This is a genomic window from Novosphingobium sp. FW305-C-30-35, from assembly GCF_058783135.1.
This window is the reverse complement of sequence record NZ_JBYSYJ010000002.1, coordinates 126,948-145,396: the sequence shown is the minus strand read 5'-3', so window position 1 is coordinate 145,396 and position 18,449 is coordinate 126,948. Positions and strand designations below refer to the sequence as shown.

Sequence of the window (18,449 nt, the reverse complement as noted above, 5' to 3'; positions counted from 1 at the left end):
CAAGAGTGCCCCTTCCCCAAATGGCAGGTCTCGCAACCGCCGGACGAGGCCCATATGCAGCCAATGGAACGTGCGCAGCCCCCGGAACCGAACCTGATGGTGTGGTATGATGGCGCCTGCCCGATCTGCTCGCGCGAGATCGCGGCAATGCGGCGGCTTGATCGCAAGGGCGCGATCGCTTTTGTCGACATCGCCGATCCTGCCCAGCCGTGTCCGGTCGATCGCACCGAAGCGCTGGCGCGGTTTCATGTGGCCGAGGGCGAGCGGATCCTGTCGGGCGCGGCGGCGTTTGCGGCGATGTGGCGGGCCATTCCGGCGTTGCGCTGGCTTGGCCTGCTGGCCCGCTTGCGCCCGGTGGAGCATGTCCTGGAGCGCTGCTATCGCGCGTTCCTGCTGATCCGCCCCCGATTGCAAAGGCTGTTGAAATGAGCGGATCGCGTTATCGCAAGGTGCCTTCGGCGCGGCTATCGCGCCTGGCTGCGTTTGGCCAGCTGGCAGGCGGCGTGGCGGGGGGCGTGCTGGCGGAAGGCGCGCGCAGGCTGGCGCGCGGCGAAGCGCCGAAACTGTCGGACCTTTTGTTGACTCCTGGCAATGCCATGAGAGTTGCCGACCAGCTCTCGCGCCTGCGCGGCGCGGCGATGAAGCTGGGGCAGATGATCTCGCTCGACGCAGGAGATGTTCTGCCGCGTGAACTCACCGAAATCCTGTCCCGATTGCGGGATTCTGCGCATTACATGCCGCCTGCCCAGTTGGAACGCGTGCTGAGCGCTGAGTGGGGTGCGGGGTGGCGCTCTAAGTTTCGGCACTTCGGGGCGCAGCCGATTGCCGCCGCCTCGATCGGGCAGGTGCACAAGGCAGTCCTGCCCGATGGCCGTGTGCTGGCCATCAAGGTGCAATACCCTGGAATTGCTGCCAGTATCGATGCCGACGTGGACAATGTCGCCACGCTTCTGCGCGTCTCCGGGCTGCTGCCTCAGGGCCTCGACATCAATCTCCAACTCTCCGAGGCAAAGCGGCAACTCCACGAGGAGTCTGACTATCTCCGCGAGGCAGAGATGATGCAACGCTATGGCACGATGCTTGCCGGCGACGATGCATTTCTGGTCCCCCAGGCATACGCCCCTCTTTCGGGCCGCAACGTCCTGGCGATGGATTTTATCGAAGCGCGTCCGGTCGAAAGCCTACTCACCGCGCCTCTGGAAGTGCGCAACAAGGCCATGGGGGCGCTGCTCGGCCTGACCTTGCGTGAACTGTTCGCGTTCGGGTTCATGCAGACTGATCCGAACTTCGCCAATTTCCGCTGGCAGGCTGAAACCGGCAAGCTCGTGCTGCTCGATTTCGGTGCCGCGCGTGAGGTTCCGGTGGCCACGAGCGAGGCCTACCGGCGGATGATGCTGGCGGGGCTGGCCGAGGATCGCGATGCGCTGCGCGTGGCCCTGACCGAAGTCGGTTTCGTTTCCGGTCAACAACTTGCTCGTCACGGCGCGGCGTTTGACCGGATGCTGGACATATTGATCGGCCATCTTGGAAAGCCCGGCCTGTTCGATTTCTCCGACCGCTCCTTTGTCGAGCGCGTGCGCGCCGAGGCCGAAAAGGTCGCGGCAGACCGCGCATCGTGGCACGTCCCGCCAGTCGATACGCTGTTCGTCCAGCGCAAGGTCAGCGGCACCGCGCTGCTGGCCATCCGCATGAAGGCGCAGCTCCCCTTGCGCGAAATGGTGGCAGAGGCAATCGGAGGGGACTGTCCTCCACAGCAAACGCTTCGTCGCGCATTGGGTTAGCAACGGAACAGGCGAGTGGAAATTCCGTTTGCCTTTCATGCAGATAGATCTTGACCAGCGAAGCACCACTGGCCCCCGGTTCCAAAGCGACACGATCCAGCAGACACTGGCCCGCTGGAACCGCGAGCGGCTGAGTCCGCAGTTTCCGTCCGACGACTGGAACCAACATTTCGAGCATGAAGCGCAGATGCGCTATCTCGAAACCTCGTTTCTCGAGGAACTGCGCGCCGAGGTCCGCGAGCGCGCAGGCGAAGCGCCAACCGATGTCGACGGCTTTGTCGAATGGTTCGAAGACCTCAAGCAAACCGGTCCCGGTCAGGGCGATCCGCTGTTCCCTTGGCTCGCGGAAAACGCCGATGAAGCTCAACTGCGCTGGTTCTTCGAACAGGAAGCGGCAGGCGAAGCCGGGTTCGACGATCTTGTCGCCTATACGCAGGTCAAGCTCCCGGTCAGCGCCAAGCTCGAACTTGCTCGCAACTACTGGGACGAGATGGGCCGTGGCAACGTGCGCGGCATGCACGGACCGATGCTCAACGATTTGGCCATGACCATGGGCGTGGAACCGACCATCGAGAACACCGTGTGGGAGAGCCTTGCTCTAGCCAACGCGATGACGGGCATGGCTACCAATCGCGGTTTCGCGTGGCATTCGGTCGGCGCGCTTGGGGTGATCGAACTGACCGCTCCGGGCCGTTCGGCCATGGTGGCCAAGGGTCTGCGCCGCATCGGCCTGTCCGACCGTGAACGCCGCTACTTCGATCTTCATGCCGTGCTCGACGTGAAGCACAGCGAGGACTGGAACCGCGAGGCGTTGCGCCCGCTCGTCGAGGAAGACCCGCGCCGTGCGACGGCCATGGCCGAAGGCGCGCTGATGCGTCTGATGTGCGGTGAGCGCTGCTTCGCACGTTATCGTGCGACACTCTGGGGATAGCCTCACATCACGATGTGATTTCTGTTGACCTGTGCCATCGCGATGTGACAAACGCGACTCATGGCACAGGACATTGTGGCGCGTGCGCGCAAGCTCATCGAGGATCGGGTCATTTCGCGGGCAGCGCTTGCCCGCGCGGCAGGTCTGCACCCCAACACCTTGCGCGACGCCCTGTCGCCTGACTGGAATCCCACGGCAGATACGCTGACCAAGCTCGAACGGGCGATGGACGACAGTGACGATGAGGACTTCGCGCTGGCGACGGTCGAGGAAATCATTGCCGACGTCCGCAATGGCCGCATGGTCATCCTCGTCGATGACGAAGACCGCGAGAACGAAGGCGATCTGGTCATCCCGGCACAGATGGCAACCCCCGAATCCATCAACTTCATGGCCACCCACGGCCGCGGGTTGATCTGCCTGTGCCTCACGTCCGAACGCGCCGACAAGCTCGGCCTCGAACTGATGAGCCGCAACAACGGCACGCGCCATGGCACGGCCTTCACCGTCTCGATCGAGGCGCGCGAGGGCGTCGACACCGGCATTTCCGCAGCGGACCGCGCCCGCACCGTTGCCGTGGCGGTCGATGCCACCAAGGGCCGTGACGATATCGTGACGCCGGGCCACGTCTTCCCGCTGATCGCCCGCGACGGCGGCGTCCTCGTCCGCGCCGGCCACACCGAAGCCGCGGTCGACCTGCCGCGCCTCGCCGGCCTCAACCCCTCGGGCGTGATCTGCGAGATCATGAACGACGATGGCACGATGGCGCGCCTCAACGACCTCATCCCGTTCGCCCGCAAGCATGGCCTCAAGATCGGCACGATCCGCGACCTGATCGCCTATCGCCGCCGTCACGACCATCTTGTCGAATGCCTCGACCAAGCACCGTTCCACACCGATTACGGCGGCGAGTTCACGATAAAGACCTATCGCAACAAGGTCGACGGCTCGGTCCATCTCGTGCTGCAGAAGGGCCACATCCTGCCCGACACACCGACGCTGGTGCGCATGCACTCGATCTCGGTCCTGTCCGATGTGCTCGGCCAGCCGGGACCGCGCAAGCGCATCCTGCAGCGCGCCATGAGCGAGATTGGCGAGGCAGGCTCAGGCGTCATCGTGCTGCTGATGCCCACCGATCCCGAACAGCTGATCCGCGAGGTCGGTGGCACCGCGGGGCACGACATGGAACTGCGCAGCTACGGCATCGGCGCGCAGATCCTTGCCGACCTCGGCATTCACGACATGATCCTGCTGACCAACTCACACCACAACCTCGTCGCGCTCGAAGGCTATGGCCTGAACATCGTTGGCGAGCGGGCGATTCCCGCAGCCTGAAGCTTCGGCACGAACGACGAACGGTTCAGGTCTTGGCGCTTGCCGCCATGACCTGACGTCCATCGGCGGCAAAGGCGGCGAGTTCGACCGCGCCCCCATCCTCGCGCATTACCAGATGCAGCGCCTCGCCGCAGATCGCTGGCGAAAGCCCCCGAAAGGCAAAGCTTTTCAGCGCGTTGTCGCCCAGCTCTGCCTGCGCCAGATCGAGCAGGAGCGTCGCCGTCAATGGCCCGTGCACGACCAGCCCGCGATAGCCTTCGACTTCCACGGCATATGTCAGGTCATAGTGGATGCGGTGGCTGTTGAAGGTCAGCGCCGAATAGCGGAACAGCAGCGGCTCGTCCGGAGTGAGCGCGCGGTGCGCGGTACATGACCCCGGATGGAAGGTGCTCTTCCCCATCGGCGGCGGGACCAAGGGCAAGCCAGCGACGGCAGCATCGCGATAGACCACGCTCTGCACTTCGCGCACGGCCAATTCGCCATCGCACAGCGTCTCATGAGCAACATCCACGAAGACCAGCGCTCCACTGGCACCCCGTTTTTCAGTGATCGCCGCAACCGAAGACCGCCGCTCGACCGCCGCGCCAAGCACGAGCGGCGCAAGAAACTCCACCTTGCTCGACGCCCACATCCGGCGCGGCAGTGGCACCGGCGGCAGGAAGCTGTCTGGGCTGTCATCGCGCAGCGGATGACCGTCAGCCCCCAGCGCCGAGGTTGGCGCATCGGGCGTGCACAGGCACCAGTGGAAGCCTTGCGGCATGGTCCCGTCGGGGGGCGCCGCGCGATCGAGCGTTGCCAGCCAGCGCGCGGCAAGTCCGGCGTCGGCGCGGTCAACCCGCCGCTCGGTCCGGCCAATCCACGCGTCCCACCGATCCCCGTCCACGTCACCCATCAGTTGCGCCCTTCCAGCAGCCCGCGCGCGATGACCTGCGCCTGTATTTCCGCCGCGCCTTCGAAGATGTTGAGGATGCGTGCATCGCACAGCACGCGGCTGATCTCGTACTCCAGCGCATAACCGTTGCCGCCATGGATCTGAAGCGAGGCATCGGCGTTGGACCATGCCGCGCGCGCCGCCAGCAGCTTGGCCATGCCGGCCTCTATATCGCAGCGCTTGCCTGAATCCTTGGCGCGGGCGGCGGCGTAGGTCAGCTCGCGCGCAAGCACCATGTCGACCAGGCTCATCGCCAGCTTGTCGGCCACGCGCGGAAACTGGACGATGGCCTTGCCGAACTGCTTGCGGTTCAGCGCGTAGTCCAGCCCCAGTTCCAGCGCGCGTCTTGCCACGCCGACTGCGCGCGCGGCGGTCTGGATGCGCGCACCCTCGAAAGTCCGCATTAGCTGCTTGAAGCCCTGCCCCTCCTCGCCGCCGAGCAAGGCATCGCCCGGCGCGCGCAGGCCATCGAACTGCAGCGCATATTCGCGCATCCCGCGATAGCCGAGAACCTCGATCTCGCTGCCGCTCATGCCTGCCGCCGGGAAAGGTTCGTCCTCCGTCCCGCGGGGCTTGGGCACCAGCAGCATCGACAGCCCGCCATAGCCCTTGGCATCTGGGAGCGTGCGGGCCAGCAAGGTCATCAGGTCCGACCGGGCGGCATGGGTTATCCATGTCTTCGCGCCATCGATCACCCAGCCCTCGCCCTCCCGCCGTGCGCGGGTTTGCAGCGAACCGAGATCGGACCCGGTATCGGGTTCGGTGAACACCGCCGTCGGCAGGACCTCCCCGCTGGCGATGGCTGGAAGCCACCGTGCCTTCTGCGCCTGTGTCCCGCCCAGCACGATCAGCTCGCCCGCAATCTCGGAGCGCGTGCCGAGCGACCCGGCGCCGATCCAGCCGCGCGAAAGTTCTTCGGTGACGAGGCACATCACCAGCTTGCCAAGACCAAGGCCGCCGAACGCCTCGGGGATGCACACCCCGAACGTGCCGAGATCGGCCATTGCCCGTACCGTTTCGTCCGGAATCAGCGCATTGGCGAGGTGCCACTTGTGGGCGTGGGGCACGATCTCGGCATCGGTGAAACGGCGGAACTGGTCGCGGATCGTATCGAGATCGGCATCGCCGAGGCCTTCAGACGACCACTGCCCCGCGGCAAGATTGCTTGCCACTTCGGCGCGCGCTTCGGCATGGTCAACTTCGAGCAGGCCGGCGCAATCCTGCGCCAGTTCGCGCGCCTCGGCGCTCAGCCCCAGATCGGCCGGGCGCAGAATCTCGTTCTGGCCCATGGGCAGGCCGCCCACCATCTGGCCCAGCGTCTCGGCGAAGGCCAGGCGGGCCACCGCTTGGTCGAGCGCAGAGCCAGACCGTTCGGCCCATTCCGCCACTGCCTCAAGCGCGGCAACGCTTGTCGCGATCCAGGCAAGGCCGTGGGCGGCACGCTGATGCTCATCGATCCGCGCGCCTTCCAGCCGCCTGGCCAAGGCCCCCTGCGCCGCTGCCTGATAGCGGCGCGCCGCGCCCAATTCCTCCTCAAGCATCCTGTTCTTTTTCCGGATTGTAGAATGTAAGCATTGCTATTATCGCCACGGCATGAAAGTCAACGTGGCCTTCTTGTCATCTGACGTCGGGCGCCTGTTCCGCAAGCGCTTTGCCGCCAGTGCCCAGCACTTCGGCGTGACCGGACCGCAGTGGCGCATGCTGGCCGCGATCCAGCGCGATCCGGGCACCAACCAGGGCGCCCTGGCAGGCTGGCTTGAAGTGGAGCCGATCACGGCCGGACGCATGATCGACCGGCTCGAGAAGATGGGGCTGGTCGAACGGCGCGATAACCCCGCCGACCGGCGCTGCTGGTGCCTCTATCTTACTGCGAAGGGCGAGGAGCTGATCCGGTCGATGACGCCGCTGGCGCAGCAGGCCATCGGCGAGGCGGTTTCCGGCCTGACGGATGAAGAACACGCTCAACTCCTTTCGCTGCTCGAACGTGTGCGCAGCAACCTTTCCGATGACCCCACTCCCGAAGCGAACCTGATCCATGGCCGAGGCTGATCCCTTTCCCCCCCAGAACGCACCTGCCGCGCAAGCCGCGAAGGAGCACGTTGGCGAGACCCGTTCGAGGCGCTCCCGCACGATCCTCATGGTGCTCGGGCCCGTCGTCGTCGTGGCCGGCGCGCTGTGGTACTGGTTCGGCAACCAGGGCACCGTCTCCACCGACAACGCCTATATCAAGCAGGATATCGTCGCCGTCGCCGGCGAGGTCAGCGGCCTGATCACCAAGGTCAACGTGCGCGAGAACCAGCACGTCAAGGCGGGCGACGTCCTGTTCACGATCGACCCTGCCACTTTCGACGCCACGATCCGCCAGGCCGATGCGCAGATCGCCACGGCGCAGGCCAAGGTTACCGCCTTGAACGCCGACGTCGCCGCCAAGGCCGCGGCACTTGCCGCCGCCAACGACGACCTTGCCCTCGCCCAAGCCAACTTCTCGCGCGAGAAGGCGCTGATGGACAAGGGCTTCAACACCCGCGCTCGCATGGACGCGGCAGAGCATGCCGTGGCCGTGGCTCGCGACCGCATCGTCTCGATCCGCGCCGAAGTGGCGCAGGCCCGCTCGGAACTGGCCACCGGTGCGCAGGTGCCGGGCGTCAATCCCGCCATCGCCGCCGCACAGGCCAATCGCGCCAAGGCCACTCTCGACATGGAGCGCACGGTCGTGCGCGCGCCCGCCGATGGCGTGGTCACGCAAGTCACGCGCCTGCAGGTCGGCCAGATGGTCTTTCCCGGCGTGCCGATGGTCTCGATCGTGCGCGACGGCAGCGCCCGGGTGGACGCGAACTTCAAGGAAACCGACCTGAACCACATGCGTCCCGGCCAGCTGGCCGAGATCGAGATAGACGCCTATCCCGGACTGAAGCTGAAGGGACACGTCGAATCCATCGGAGCCGGCACGGGATCGGAATTCTCTGTACTCCCGGCGCAGAACGCCACCGGCAACTGGGTCAAGGTGATCCAGCGCGTGCCGGTCCGCATTGCCATCGACAGCAAGTCGGAGCGACCGCTGATCGCCGGCCTCAGTTCCGACGTCACCGTCCATGTCGGCAAGTAGCGCCGAGCAACCACCGCTGGTCTCGCGCAACCGGCCGCTGATGCTGGTCGGTTCGATGGCGGCGATGGTGATGTACACGCTCGACACCACGATCGCCAACGTCGCCCTGCCACACATGACGGCTTCGCTAAGCGCGACGCAGGATACCATCACCTGGGTCCTGACCAGCTATGTGCTGGCCTCGGCCGTGGCGCTGCCGCTGGCAGGCTGGCTGGTGGACAAGTTCGGCATCCGCAACATGATGCTGATGTCGGTGTTGCTGTTCACCGTGGCCTCGATGCTTTGCGGTGTGGCGCAGAATCTTGAACAGATGGTGTTTTTCCGGATCCTGCAGGGACTCGGCGGCGCGTTCCTCTCTCCCTTGGCCCAGACAGTCACGCTCGATTCCAGCACAGCGGCGGAACGGCCCCGGATGATGGGGCTTTATACCCAGGGCGTCATGCTGGGACCGATCACCGGGCCGATCATCGGCGGCTTCCTGACCGACAACTACAACTGGCGGTGGGTTTTCTACGTCAACCTGCCGGTGGGCCTGATCTGCTTCCTCCTGCTGTGGCTCTATCTTCCCAAGACCCCGACGCGGCAGCGGCGCGTGGACTTCACTGGCTGGCTGCTGGTGGCGCTGACAGTCTCGGCGCTTCAGCTGATCCTAGACCGGGGCCTGACGCTCGACTGGTTCGCCTCGGCCGAGATCGTGACTTACGCGGTCGTGGCCCTGGCCGGAGCCTGGCTTGCCGTGTTCCATCTTTCCGGCACGGCGCAGCCGCTGTTCCCGACGGCGCTATTCCACGATCGCAACTTCACCGTCGGCCTGGCCTTCATGTTCCTGATCGGCCTGGTGATGATGTCGGTCATGGCGCTGCTGCCGGGTTTGCTTCAGCAAATCTACGGCTACACTCCGCTGCAATCAGGCATGCTGCTGGCCCCGCGCGGCATCGGCATGCTGGCCTCGATCACCCTGTTCGGGCGGTTCATGACCAAGGTCGATGCGCGCGCCTTGCTGGCGCTGGGCCTGCTGCTGATGGGCGGCTCGATGTGGCTGATGACCGGCTGGTCGCTGGAGATGCCGCGCGGCCCGATTATCTTCGCCGGGCTGCTGCAGGGGCTGGGCCTGTCGTTCACGTTCATGCCGATGAACCTGATCTCCTTCGCCACGCTGCCGCCGCACTTGCGCACCGATGCCTCGAGCCTTGGCAACCTGATGCGCAACCTTGGTTCTTCCATCGGCATTTCGGCCGCTTCGGTGGAGCTTGCCCGCAACATCCAAGTCAATCACGCCGAGATCGGCGCGCATGTCACGCGCACCCTGGTGCCGTTCGATCTGGACCGGGTGACGGCCTATGGCGGCATGGGCGAGACAATGTTGCGGGTGATGGACGGGATGGTAAACCAGCAGGCCGCGATGATTGCCTACATCAACGACTTTTACGCAATGGCGATCGCCTGTGTTGTGGCCATTCCCCTGCTCATGCTGGTGCGTCCGGCAAAGCCAGCTCCGCCTCGCTGATCCTGTCACCGCTGGACAAAAAAATGGGGCCGACTTGCGCCAGCCCCTTTTGAAGTTTGGGAGAGGATGCCTGAAAGGCCTGTTCGCTATGCGAGTTCCTCCGGATTCAAGCAAACGAGAATAACGCCTCTAAATTTGCGTTTTATGCAACTGCAGCCCGCTTGGCAGCGAGGACCGTATTGCTGAGCAGGCAAGCGATGGTCATCGGACCGACCCCGCCCGGCACCGGAGTGACCGCCTTGGCGTGATCGAGTTCATGCGTCGCACAATCGCCGACGATTTTCGTGTTGCCATCGTGATCAACGACGCGGGTGATGCCGACGTCGATCACCACCGCGCCGGGCTTCACCCAATAGCCGCGCACCAGATGCGGCGCACCGGCCGCGGCGACGATGATATCGGCCTTGCGCGCCACGTCGGGCAGGTCCTTCGTCTCGATGTGCGTTACCGCGACTGTTGCTTCGCGTTCGAGAAGGAGCATGGAGACAGGTTTGCCTACGATATTGGACTTGCCGATTACCACGACGTTCAGGCCGCGATAGTCGTCGATCACGCTATCCAGCAGGAGCATGACCCCCAGCGGAGTGCAAGGAACGAGGCCGCCCGTACCGGTGGAAAGGCGGCCGACGTTGACGGGGTGAAAGCCGTCGACGTCCTTGCCGGGATCGATGCGATCAAGCACCAGGGCTGCGTCGATGTGCTTGGGCAGAGGCAACTGGACAAGGATGCCATGGACCTTGGCGTCAGCATTCAGCTCGTCGATCAGGGCCAACACCACGTCCTGCGCGGTGTCCGCAGGCAGGCGATGCTCGATCGAGCGGATGCCGGCCTTGCGGCACTGGGCAATCTTGCGACCGACATAGACTTCGCTCGCCGGATCGTTGCCGACAAGGATCACGGCAAGGCCGGGCGCATCGCCGCCCGCTGCGACGATTTCCGCCACTTCTGCGGCGGTGCGCGCCAGCACCTGCGCGGCCAGCGCCTTGCCATCGATAATCTGGGCCATTGCCTGTTCCTCAACCGATAATTTGTATGTGTTGCATACAATATTAGCGATGGGATGCGCCGAATGCAACCGCTTCGGGCACGACGTCTGCCAGCACGTGGGCCAGTGCCCGGGCATTCAGGTCGCGCGCCTTCTCGTCGCTCTCCGCCTCGCTGTAGCAGCGCAATTCCGGCGCATTGCCGGAAGGACGGAAATGGATGATCGCACCATCAGCAAAACTCATGCGATAGCCATCGGTCGTGTCGATGCCGGTGGGGAAGCCGGCAATCTCGCCGAACAGGCGGGCGATGCGGGCAAGCTGCTCGTCTTCTTCGCCGTGGCTGAGGAAGGCAATCAGCGCGGCGCTGTTTTCCTGCGGGAAATCGGCGACGCGATCGGAGAAGGTGAAGCGCGGCGGCAGTTCGGCGACGACTTCGGCCAGAGGGCGTTCCCTGGCATTCATCACCACCGCGATGATCGGTAGCAGGGCATCGCGCGTTGGCAGCGGCGCCAGATCGTCGACCGCGCTGCCGAGCAGGAACCCGCCATTGGCCTCGTAACCGCAAACCCGCGCGCTCGTGTCCGCGTCGGCCGCGTCCATCATCGCGCGGATCACGTAGGGCGAGCCGATGCGCGTGCGCACCACCTTTGGCGCCGCGCCGCTCAATTCCAGCACGGTGTTTGAGCTGACCGGCGTCACCACCACGTCCGCTGCCACCGCCCGCGCGCACAGCAGGCCGACGATGTCACCTCGCAACCACGTACCGCGGGCATCGGCCACCAGCGGACGGTCGGAATCGCCATCGGTGGAAATGATCGCATCGACCTTGTTCTCGGCCGCCCAGCTGGCAGCCAGTGCAATGTCTTCCTCGCGGATCGCTTCCGTATCGACCGGCACGAACACCGTCTCGCGCCCGAACGGCATGGCAGTGGCGCCCAGCGCCTCGACCGCCCGGACCAGCACATCGCGCCCCACTGCAGTGTGCTGATAGACGCCGATGGTCAGTCCGGTAAGCGCATCTGCCCCGAAATGACGGACATAGCGCGCGATGTATTCGTCCTCGACCGGCGTCACCTCGGGCAGGGGCACCGGCGCCAACAGGCTGTCATCGTTGCCGAAGCGCGAGGGATCGATCTTGACCCGCTGCCCGACGATGCCGGCCTCGTCGCTCTTCAGCACTTCACCGTGCGGACGATAGAACTTGATGCCATTGCGGTCGGCCGGAATGTGACTGCCCGTGACCATGATCGAAGGCATGCCCACGCCAGCGTTGTTCCCCATCGCATGGAACGCCAGCGCCGGCGTCGGCGTCAGCCCGCAGAACACCACCTCCCCGCCGCAATCACGCACCGCGGTGGCACAGGCGGCCAGGATGCGCGGCGTGCTGGTCCGGAGGTCACCGGCCAAGGCAACGCGATCTCCAGTGGAGAACTCTCCGATCTGGCGCAGATACTGGAGAAAGGCAGTGGCATAGGCATGGCACAGCTTGTCGGTCATGCTGGAGGCCAGCCCGCGCACGCCGCTGGTACCGAACGGGACCCCGCTCGACGCCATCAGTTCGGCCACGGTCACGCCTGCTTCAACGCCCAAGTCGTTCATTCGCCATCACTTTCCAGTTTCACCGCTTCGCACGAGACAGCCGCGCCAACGGTGCATGAGCGCGTGCGGCACGCCCTCGCTAGGTCGCGCCACACCCACCGAGGCGAACCGGAAGCCGTGGGTTCCGTTCCCGATTCACCGTTCGCACCGGCGCTTTATCCGCTCGAACGCTCCTCGTCTGCCCCCGAGCACACCTTGCAGGACAGCAAAAAAAGTTCACACAACGTTGGCACAAAGACACCGAACCATCCCCATTTGTGCTGCAACTGCGAAGAACGGATTCTCGAGACACGATGGCAGCCCCCCAGACCGACGCGTCCGCACACGCGGAGCACCACCCTGTTCCCACCTTCCGCGACTTCTTCCGCTGGGCAGGACCGGTGCTGGGGCCGGATACGGCGTTCTTCCGTCTCGCATTGCTGTTCGGCGCGGCGATCTCGCTGCTCTCGCTGGCGACGCCGATCTCGGTGCAGTTGCTGATCAACTCGGTCGCCAACACCGCCATGCCGGCACCACTGCTCACGCTGGCCGCGATCCTGTTCGTCCTGCTGCTGATCTGGGGCGTACTCAGCGCATTCCGCGTCCATCTCCTTGCCAAGTTCGAGCGCCGCTTCTTCGCCCGCCTTGTCGCCGAGATCACGCTGCGCGCGGTTCATGCGCAGAACCCGTTCTTCGTCGATTCCCGCCGCGGGGACCTGTTCAACCGCTTCTTCGACATGGGCATCGTCCAGAAATCCCTGACCAGCCTGCTGATCGGCGGCTTCACCATCGTTCTGCAAAGCTTCGTCGGACTTGTGGTGACGAGCTTCTACCACCCGTTCTTCCTTGCCTTCAACGTGGTGCTGGTGCTGATCGTGCTGGTGATCTGGCGGATCTGGGCCAATTCCTCGATCGCCAGTGCCGTCGCGAAGAGCCATGCCAAGCACGCCACTGCGCACTGGCTTGGCACGGTCGGCGGGTCGAACGGCGTCTACAAGTCCAGCCGGCACATGGCCTATGCCATCCGGCGCTCGGAAGAGATGACGGCGGGTTATGTCGCGGCGCATCGCCACCATTTCCGCTACACCTTCGGCCAGACGATTGCCTTGCTCCTGCTCTATGCCCTGTCCAGCGCCGGCCTGCTGGCGATGGGCGGATGGCTGATCCTGCAGGGTGAGCTGTCGATCGGCCAGCTGGTCGCGGCAGAGCTGATTCTCTCCGGCGTGTTCTACGGCATCGCCCAGCTCGGCACTTACCTTGAAGTGCTCTACGAGCTTTCGGCGAGCCTGGAGGAACTGCACCTGTTCTGGGAAGTGCCGCAGGAAGCATCACCCAAGGACAACGCCGCCTGCCCGCCCGATGGCGCGATCCGCCTGCGCCAGGTCCACCACGGCGATCACTTGCTCGATTTCTCGGTGCCGAGCGGCGCGCAAGTCGGCGTGCTGGCCGCGCCCGGAGTGGAGCGAACGCTCGCCACCTTGCTCAAGCGGCTGGAAGTGCCGCGTTCGGGCATCGTCGCGGTCGGCGGGGCTGACCTCGCCACGCTCGACATGTATCGCCTGCGCTCGGACGTGATCGTGCTTGACCGGCCGACCATCGTCGAGATGTCGGTGCGCGAATACCTCGGCCTGGGAGACCCGACCCGTCCCGAGGCGCAGATCGATGCGCTCGAGATTGTCGGGCTTGCTAGGCGTGTCGGCTCGCTGCCGGGCGGTCTCGACGCTTTGCTTTCCAGCTCGGGCTATCCGCTGACGGTGGGCGAGACGATGGCGCTCAAGCTGGCAGGCGCTCTCGTCGCGCGGCCGCGCGTGCTGATGCTCTCGCCACTCTACGACATGCTCCCGCCAGCCCGCCTGGAACGCGCGCTTGCCGCGCTGCGGCCCCACGGCACCACGATCCTGCAGTTCACCAATCGTCCCGAGGGCCTCAAGCGTGATTCCTGGCTGTGGCTTGGCCCTGACAGGCAGGCCGAGGGCCTGACCGTGGACGACGTGATGCATTTTGCGCACACGGCCCTTGGCGCAGGAGGGGAGGGCTGAGCCATGGCCGCCAAGACCTCTACCCACGGGCACGACCTTTCCGGCTTCGCCACGCTGTCGAGCCTGAAGGTGCCGCGCACCACCCGCACGCTCGGCCGCATGATCGCCATCGCTATCCCGCTGCTGCTGGTGCTGCTGTTCGCGGTCAAATGGGTGCAGACAGCTCCCGGCCGCGGCGATGTCATCGCGCTCAACCCCGAAGACCGCGTGCAGCAGGTAACCGCGCTCGTGCCCGGCCGCGTCGAGAAGTGGTTCGTCGTCGATGGCCAGCTGGTCAAGCAGGGCGATCCGATCGCCCGGATCATCGACAATGATCCCGACCTGCTCACCCGCCTCGCGGCAGAGCGCGAGCAGGTGGTGGCGCAGATTGAAGCCGCCCAGCAGGCGATGGCCACTGCCCGGCTCGACGTGAACCGCTCCTCGCAACTCTACGCCGAAGGGCTTGCCGCCCGGCGCGACTACGAGGCCACGCAAATCAAGGTGGCCGAACTCAACGCCAAGCTGGCCGAGGCCCGTGCCAAGCTGAGCAAGGTCGACATCGCGCTCAACCGCCAGTCGGCGCAGCTGGTCCGCGCCCCCCGCGACGGTCGCATCCTCTCGCTCAACACCGCCGCCGGGGCCACGCTGATCAGCGCCGGCGATCTCCTCGCCACGATCGCGCCAGAGCGGCAGCAGCGCGTTGTCGAGCTGCTGGTCGATGGCCGCGATGCCGCGCTGGTGCGCAAGGGGCAGGCGGTGCGGCTGAACTTCGAAGGCTGGCCAGCCATCCAGTTCAGCGGCTGGCCCTCGGTGGCGCAGGGCATGTTCGATGGCCGCGTGCTGACGATCGACCCTTCGGCCCAGCCCAACGGCCTGTTCCGCGTGCTGGTGGAACCGATGCCCGGCAAGCCCGCCTGGCCGAACGACAACTACGTCCGCCTCGGCTCCAAGGTGCGCGGCTGGATCCAGATGGAAACGGTGACGATCGCCTACGAACTGTGGCGCCAGCTCAATGACTTCCCTCTGGAATTCCCCACCCCGGTCGATGCCGGGCCGCGCAAGGGCAATGGGCTCAAGGCCCTGTCCGACAAGGAGGAGACCAAGGGCAAGAATGACGCCAAGGGCGGAGCCTACGGCAGCGGCAGTTACGGCGAGGAAGAGGACGCGAAGTGATCGCCCGTTTCCTCGTCGCCCTGCTCGCCCTGCTCGCCTTGGGCGGCGCGGCGCGAGCGCAGGAGCTGACCCTGCGCGAGGTGCTGCAATCCTCGGCCACCCACGCGCCGCAAATCCTCGAGGCGATGGCCCGCCAGCGCCAAGCCGATGCCCGCCTGCTAACTGCCGAGGGCCAGTTCGACCTCGTCTTCAATGCCGAGGCGACGGCCCGCCCCCTGGGCTACTACAACGGATCCACCGCCGAGGTTTCGGCATACCGACCGCTGCAGAACAACGGCGGCCAGGTCTATGGCGGCTATCGCAAGTCGATCGGCGATTTCGCCTCGTACGAAGGCAAGTCCATCACCAACGAACTCGGCGAGATCAAGGCCGGCGTGCTGTTCTCGCTGCTGCGCGACCGGGTGATCGACGAACGGCGCGGCCGGCGCGAACTGGCCGGCTTCGATATCGAACTGGCCGAACTCGATCGCGATCTTGTCGCCATCGGCGTGCAGCGCCGCGCAATCGAGGCATACCAGCTGTGGGTCGCGGCGGGCCTGCGGGTGAAGATCTACCGCGAGATCTTCGAGCTCGCGCGCGAACGGCAGAGCTCGATCGAGCGCCAGATCGTCCTCGGCGCGCGGCCTTCGATCCTCGGCACCGAGAACCAGCAAAACATCGTGCGCCGCCAGGCCCTGCTCGTCCGCGCCGAACAGGACCTGCAACTGCAGGCCAACGCGCTCTCGCTGTTCCTGCGCGATGGCCTTGGCCAGCCGGTGGTCCCCTCGCCGGATCGCCTGCCCCCGCGCCAGGTTGACAACGTCACTCCCCGCCTTGTCGACCAGAGCAGCGCCATCGCCGCCCGGCCCGATCTCCAGGCGCTGCTCACCCGGATCGAGCAGACCGGCATCCGCGCCCGCCTCGCCGAGAACGAACTCAAGCCTCGGCTCGACGTCCGCGTGGAAGCATCGAAGGACTTCGGGGACGGATCGCCGGTGCGCCGTCCGACCGAGGGCATTCTTGGCCTGCGCTTCTCGGTCCCGCTCGAACAGCGCGCCGCCAAGGGACGCATTGCCGAAGTGGCGGCAGAGCAAGATGCACTGTCGCTGCGCCTGCGCCTGCTTGAAGACCAGATCGGCGTCGAGATCGCCAACTTGCGCACGCAGGTGACCGGCGCCGAAAAGCTGGCCGGGCTCGCCACCGCCGAAGCTGCCCTCGCCCGCAAGATGGCCGAGGCCGAGCGTCGCCGCTTCTCGCTGGGCGCCAGCGACTTCCTCGTCGTCAACCTTCGCGAGGAAGCGCTGGCCGATGCCACGATCCGCGAGATCGACGCCAATTACCGCCACGCCGCCTCGCAGGCGGAACTCGTCGCCGCGCTGGCCGACCGCGAGCAACTTGGACTCTAAGCAGAATTGCTGATGGCGTTCCTCCAAAGGTATAAACCACACGCGGTCTAGTTCGGGGCACCCTTCCCCGGAGCTTCCGAATGTCCGTCCTCGCCGCTGGCGTTTCTGCCGGCCTTGCTATCCTCCCCGCGCCAGCCGCCGATGTGCCCGCCGAAGCCGAATCGCAGGACGAGATCGTCGTCACCGCGCAGAAGCGATCGGAAAAGGCGAGCGACGTGCCGCTATCGCTCTCCGTGCTCGGCGGCGAGAACCTGGAAGCCGCGCGCTTCGCCCAGGTTGACGACCTCGCCGCCCGCATCCCCAACCTGCGCTTCAGCGCGACGGTAGGCGAGAACACCCCGATCTTTGCGCTGCGGGGCGTATCGATGTCAGACTTCAGCCTCAACCAGGCCGGACCCGTCGCCGCCTATTATGACGAGGTCTACAAAGGCAACTTCGCGTTCCTCGGTCTGGCCCTCTACGATCTCTCACGCGTCGAGGTGCTGCGCGGGCCGCAGGGCACGCTCTATGGCAAGAACACCACCGGCGGCGCGATCAACTACGTTTCGGCCCGCCCGGTCTTCGCCAGCGAAGGCTACCTCAGGCTGGGCGCGGGCAACTACAATCGCCTCGAGGCGCAGGGCGCGCTGAACATGGCTCTTGGCCCGACCCTTGCTGCTCGCGTGGCCTTTACCGCCGCCAGTGCCGATGGCTGGTTCCGCAACCGGCTTGCCGGACAGCCGGACCTGTCCTCCACCCGCGAATACGGCATTCGCGGTTCGCTGCTGTGGCAACCGTCCGACAGCGCCGAGCTGATACTGCGCCTCTCGACCAGCCTGCAGCGCCCACAGAACTACGGCAACTATTCCAGGCCGCGCCCCGATGGCGTCGGCAACGGCGCTTACGAGGCCTACGGCCAGGGCAGCAGCTACTTCCGCGAAGGACTGGGAATTCGCGAACTTGAGGCGAACTTCACCGCCCGCCGGCTCGCCCGCACCTGGTCGGCCGCGCTCACCGGCACCTTCAAGCTCAGCGATTCCCTCACCCTGATCTCCGTCACCGGCTGGGACAAGGGCAGCCTCTATGTCCCCGAGGACACCGACGGCAGCCCGCGCCAAGTGCTCGAAATCCCCTACACTGATCGCGGCACCCAGTTCGGACAGGAACTGCGCCTCGCATGGGAGGGCGATGGCCCGCTGAGCGTCATCGTTGGCGCCCATCACCACCGCGAGGATCTGTTCAACGCGACCGACCTCAACTTCTGGACCGATCTTGACGTCGACGGCAACGGCCGCGTCGATGTGGACGACTGCACCGCCAATGCCAGCCTGTTCGCTTGCGTCATCTCCAATCGCTTCGATCAGGACAAGCGCAGCTGGGCCCTGTTCGGCGACGCCCGGTTGAAGCTCGGCGGCGGCACCACCCTACGCGGGGGCCTGCGCTTCACACATGACACAGGCCTGCAGGCCGGGCTGACCTCGGAAATCCGGGGCGTTGACGGTGTCCTCGTCGCCACGCCGATCGCACCGCTCGACCGCCGCTTTTCCGGCAACAACCTCTCCGGCAAGCTCGCGCTCGATCACAAGCTCGACGATGGCACGCTGCTCTTCGCCAGCTACAGCCGCGGCTACCGCGCCAGCGGGTTCAACGCCCAGCCTTCTTCGATCCGTCCGAAGCGGGCGTCGCCAAGCCCGAAATTCTCGACGCCTTCGAAGCGGGAGCCAAGGCGCGGCTGGGCG

At 65.6% G+C, this 18,449-nt stretch carries 14 protein-coding genes and 1 pseudogene; 11 read left to right on the top strand and 4 right to left on the bottom strand.

Annotated features, from left to right (window positions below):
- Positions 1-63: 63 nt before the first annotated feature.
- The 4 genes from AC3WLM_RS17470 to ribB are packed head-to-tail and all read left to right on the top strand — an operon-like array spanning position 64 to position 4,047.
- On the top strand, positions 64-429 hold the full coding sequence (locus AC3WLM_RS17470) for a thiol-disulfide oxidoreductase DCC family protein (protein ID WP_039334603.1): 366 nt from the start codon (positions 64-66) through the stop codon (positions 427-429).
- On the top strand, positions 426-1,781 hold the full coding sequence (locus AC3WLM_RS17465) for an ABC1 kinase family protein (RefSeq protein WP_492478232.1): 1,356 nt from the start codon (positions 426-428) through the stop codon (positions 1,779-1,781). The genes AC3WLM_RS17470 and AC3WLM_RS17465 overlap by 4 nt, the downstream gene beginning before the upstream one ends.
- 37 nt (positions 1,782-1,818) lie before the next feature.
- Positions 1,819-2,712, top strand: a complete 894-nt coding sequence (locus AC3WLM_RS17460; protein WP_052242390.1) for an iron-containing redox enzyme family protein — start codon at positions 1,819-1,821, stop codon at positions 2,710-2,712.
- A 60-nt stretch (positions 2,713-2,772) separates the two neighbouring features.
- Positions 2,773-4,047: a 3,4-dihydroxy-2-butanone-4-phosphate synthase gene (gene ribB, locus AC3WLM_RS17455; RefSeq protein WP_492478231.1), complete on the top strand. Its 1,275-nt coding sequence runs from the start codon at positions 2,773-2,775 to the stop codon at positions 4,045-4,047.
- Positions 4,048-4,072: 25 nt separating this feature from the next.
- Here the strand turns inward: ribB and AC3WLM_RS17450 are convergent, their stop codons facing one another.
- Together AC3WLM_RS17450 and AC3WLM_RS17445 are read right to left on the bottom strand one after the other, a co-directional pair.
- A complete protein-coding gene (locus AC3WLM_RS17450) occupies positions 4,073-4,939 on the bottom strand; it encodes an HTD2 family dehydratase (protein ID WP_492478230.1) in 867 nt (288 codons plus the stop codon).
- Positions 4,939-6,519, bottom strand: a complete 1,581-nt coding sequence (locus tag AC3WLM_RS17445) for an acyl-CoA dehydrogenase family protein (protein ID WP_492478229.1) — start codon at positions 6,517-6,519, stop codon at positions 4,939-4,941. Before AC3WLM_RS17445 ends, AC3WLM_RS17450 begins: the two co-directional genes overlap by 1 nt.
- A 52-nt stretch (positions 6,520-6,571) precedes the next feature.
- Here AC3WLM_RS17445 and AC3WLM_RS17440 point away from each other — a divergent pair, with 52 nt between their 5' ends.
- From AC3WLM_RS17440 to AC3WLM_RS17430, 3 genes are read left to right on the top strand one after another with little or no spacing between them, the layout of a single operon-like run.
- Positions 6,572-7,027 (top strand): MarR family winged helix-turn-helix transcriptional regulator, encoded by a 456-nt coding sequence (locus AC3WLM_RS17440; protein ID WP_039334595.1) that lies wholly within the window; start codon positions 6,572-6,574, stop codon positions 7,025-7,027.
- Positions 7,014-8,084: an HlyD family secretion protein gene (locus AC3WLM_RS17435; protein ID WP_492478228.1), complete on the top strand. Its 1,071-nt coding sequence runs from the start codon at positions 7,014-7,016 to the stop codon at positions 8,082-8,084. The genes AC3WLM_RS17440 and AC3WLM_RS17435 overlap by 14 nt, the downstream gene beginning before the upstream one ends.
- Positions 8,071-9,591 (top strand): DHA2 family efflux MFS transporter permease subunit, encoded by a 1,521-nt coding sequence (locus AC3WLM_RS17430; protein WP_039334590.1) that lies wholly within the window; start codon positions 8,071-8,073, stop codon positions 9,589-9,591. Before AC3WLM_RS17435 ends, AC3WLM_RS17430 begins: the two co-directional genes overlap by 14 nt.
- A 142-nt stretch (positions 9,592-9,733) precedes the next feature.
- On the opposite strand, the gene AC3WLM_RS17425 is transcribed toward AC3WLM_RS17430, so the two are convergent.
- Positions 9,734-10,597, bottom strand: a complete 864-nt coding sequence (locus AC3WLM_RS17425; protein WP_492478227.1) for a bifunctional 5,10-methylenetetrahydrofolate dehydrogenase/5,10-methenyltetrahydrofolate cyclohydrolase — start codon at positions 10,595-10,597, stop codon at positions 9,734-9,736.
- A 43-nt stretch (positions 10,598-10,640) separates the two neighbouring features.
- Positions 10,641-12,176, bottom strand: coding sequence for a phosphomannomutase (locus tag AC3WLM_RS17420; RefSeq protein WP_492478226.1), 1,536 nt, complete (start codon positions 12,174-12,176; stop codon positions 10,641-10,643).
- A 293-nt stretch (positions 12,177-12,469) separates the two neighbouring features.
- On the opposite strand from AC3WLM_RS17420, the gene AC3WLM_RS17415 reads away from it, so the two are divergent.
- The 4 genes and pseudogenes from AC3WLM_RS17415 to AC3WLM_RS17400 form a co-directional block, all read left to right on the top strand.
- Positions 12,470-14,194, top strand: coding sequence for an ABC transporter ATP-binding protein (locus AC3WLM_RS17415; RefSeq protein ID WP_193828701.1), 1,725 nt, complete (start codon positions 12,470-12,472; stop codon positions 14,192-14,194).
- 3 nt (positions 14,195-14,197) lie between these two features.
- Positions 14,198-15,346, top strand: a complete 1,149-nt coding sequence (locus AC3WLM_RS17410) for an efflux RND transporter periplasmic adaptor subunit (protein WP_039334585.1) — start codon at positions 14,198-14,200, stop codon at positions 15,344-15,346.
- The gene (locus tag AC3WLM_RS17405) at positions 15,343-16,731 is read left to right on the top strand and encodes a TolC family protein (protein WP_039334582.1); all 1,389 of its coding nucleotides are present in this window, start codon (positions 15,343-15,345) and stop codon (positions 16,729-16,731) included. The genes AC3WLM_RS17410 and AC3WLM_RS17405 overlap by 4 nt, the downstream gene beginning before the upstream one ends.
- An 80-nt stretch (positions 16,732-16,811) precedes the next feature.
- Positions 16,812-18,311 (top strand): annotated as a pseudogene (locus AC3WLM_RS17400) (TonB-dependent receptor); the annotation flags it as partial.
- Between the last annotated feature and the right edge of the window lie 138 nt (positions 18,312-18,449).

Bases quoted from the DNA above. Each gene is read 5' to 3' on its own strand.
- AC3WLM_RS17470 (WP_039334603.1), top strand. From the start codon at position 64: ATGGAACGTGCGCAGCCCCCGGAACCGAACCTGATGGTGTGGTATGAT.
- AC3WLM_RS17465 (WP_492478232.1), top strand. From the start codon at position 426: ATGAGCGGATCGCGTTATCGCAAGGTGCCTTCGGCGCGGCTATCGCGC.
- AC3WLM_RS17460 (WP_052242390.1), top strand. From the start codon at position 1,819: ATGCAGATAGATCTTGACCAGCGAAGCACCACTGGCCCCCGGTTCCAA.
- ribB (WP_492478231.1), top strand. From the start codon at position 2,773: ATGGCACAGGACATTGTGGCGCGTGCGCGCAAGCTCATCGAGGATCGG.
- AC3WLM_RS17450 (WP_492478230.1), bottom strand. From the start codon at position 4,939: ATGGGTGACGTGGACGGGGATCGGTGGGACGCGTGGATTGGCCGGACC.
- AC3WLM_RS17445 (WP_492478229.1), bottom strand. From the start codon at position 6,519: ATGCTTGAGGAGGAATTGGGCGCGGCGCGCCGCTATCAGGCAGCGGCG.
- AC3WLM_RS17440 (WP_039334595.1), top strand. From the start codon at position 6,572: ATGAAAGTCAACGTGGCCTTCTTGTCATCTGACGTCGGGCGCCTGTTC.
- AC3WLM_RS17435 (WP_492478228.1), top strand. From the start codon at position 7,014: ATGGCCGAGGCTGATCCCTTTCCCCCCCAGAACGCACCTGCCGCGCAA.
- AC3WLM_RS17430 (WP_039334590.1), top strand. From the start codon at position 8,071: ATGTCGGCAAGTAGCGCCGAGCAACCACCGCTGGTCTCGCGCAACCGG.
- AC3WLM_RS17425 (WP_492478227.1), bottom strand. From the start codon at position 10,597: ATGGCCCAGATTATCGATGGCAAGGCGCTGGCCGCGCAGGTGCTGGCG.
- AC3WLM_RS17420 (WP_492478226.1), bottom strand. From the start codon at position 12,176: ATGAACGACTTGGGCGTTGAAGCAGGCGTGACCGTGGCCGAACTGATG.
- AC3WLM_RS17415 (WP_193828701.1), top strand. From the start codon at position 12,470: ATGGCAGCCCCCCAGACCGACGCGTCCGCACACGCGGAGCACCACCCT.
- AC3WLM_RS17410 (WP_039334585.1), top strand. From the start codon at position 14,198: ATGGCCGCCAAGACCTCTACCCACGGGCACGACCTTTCCGGCTTCGCC.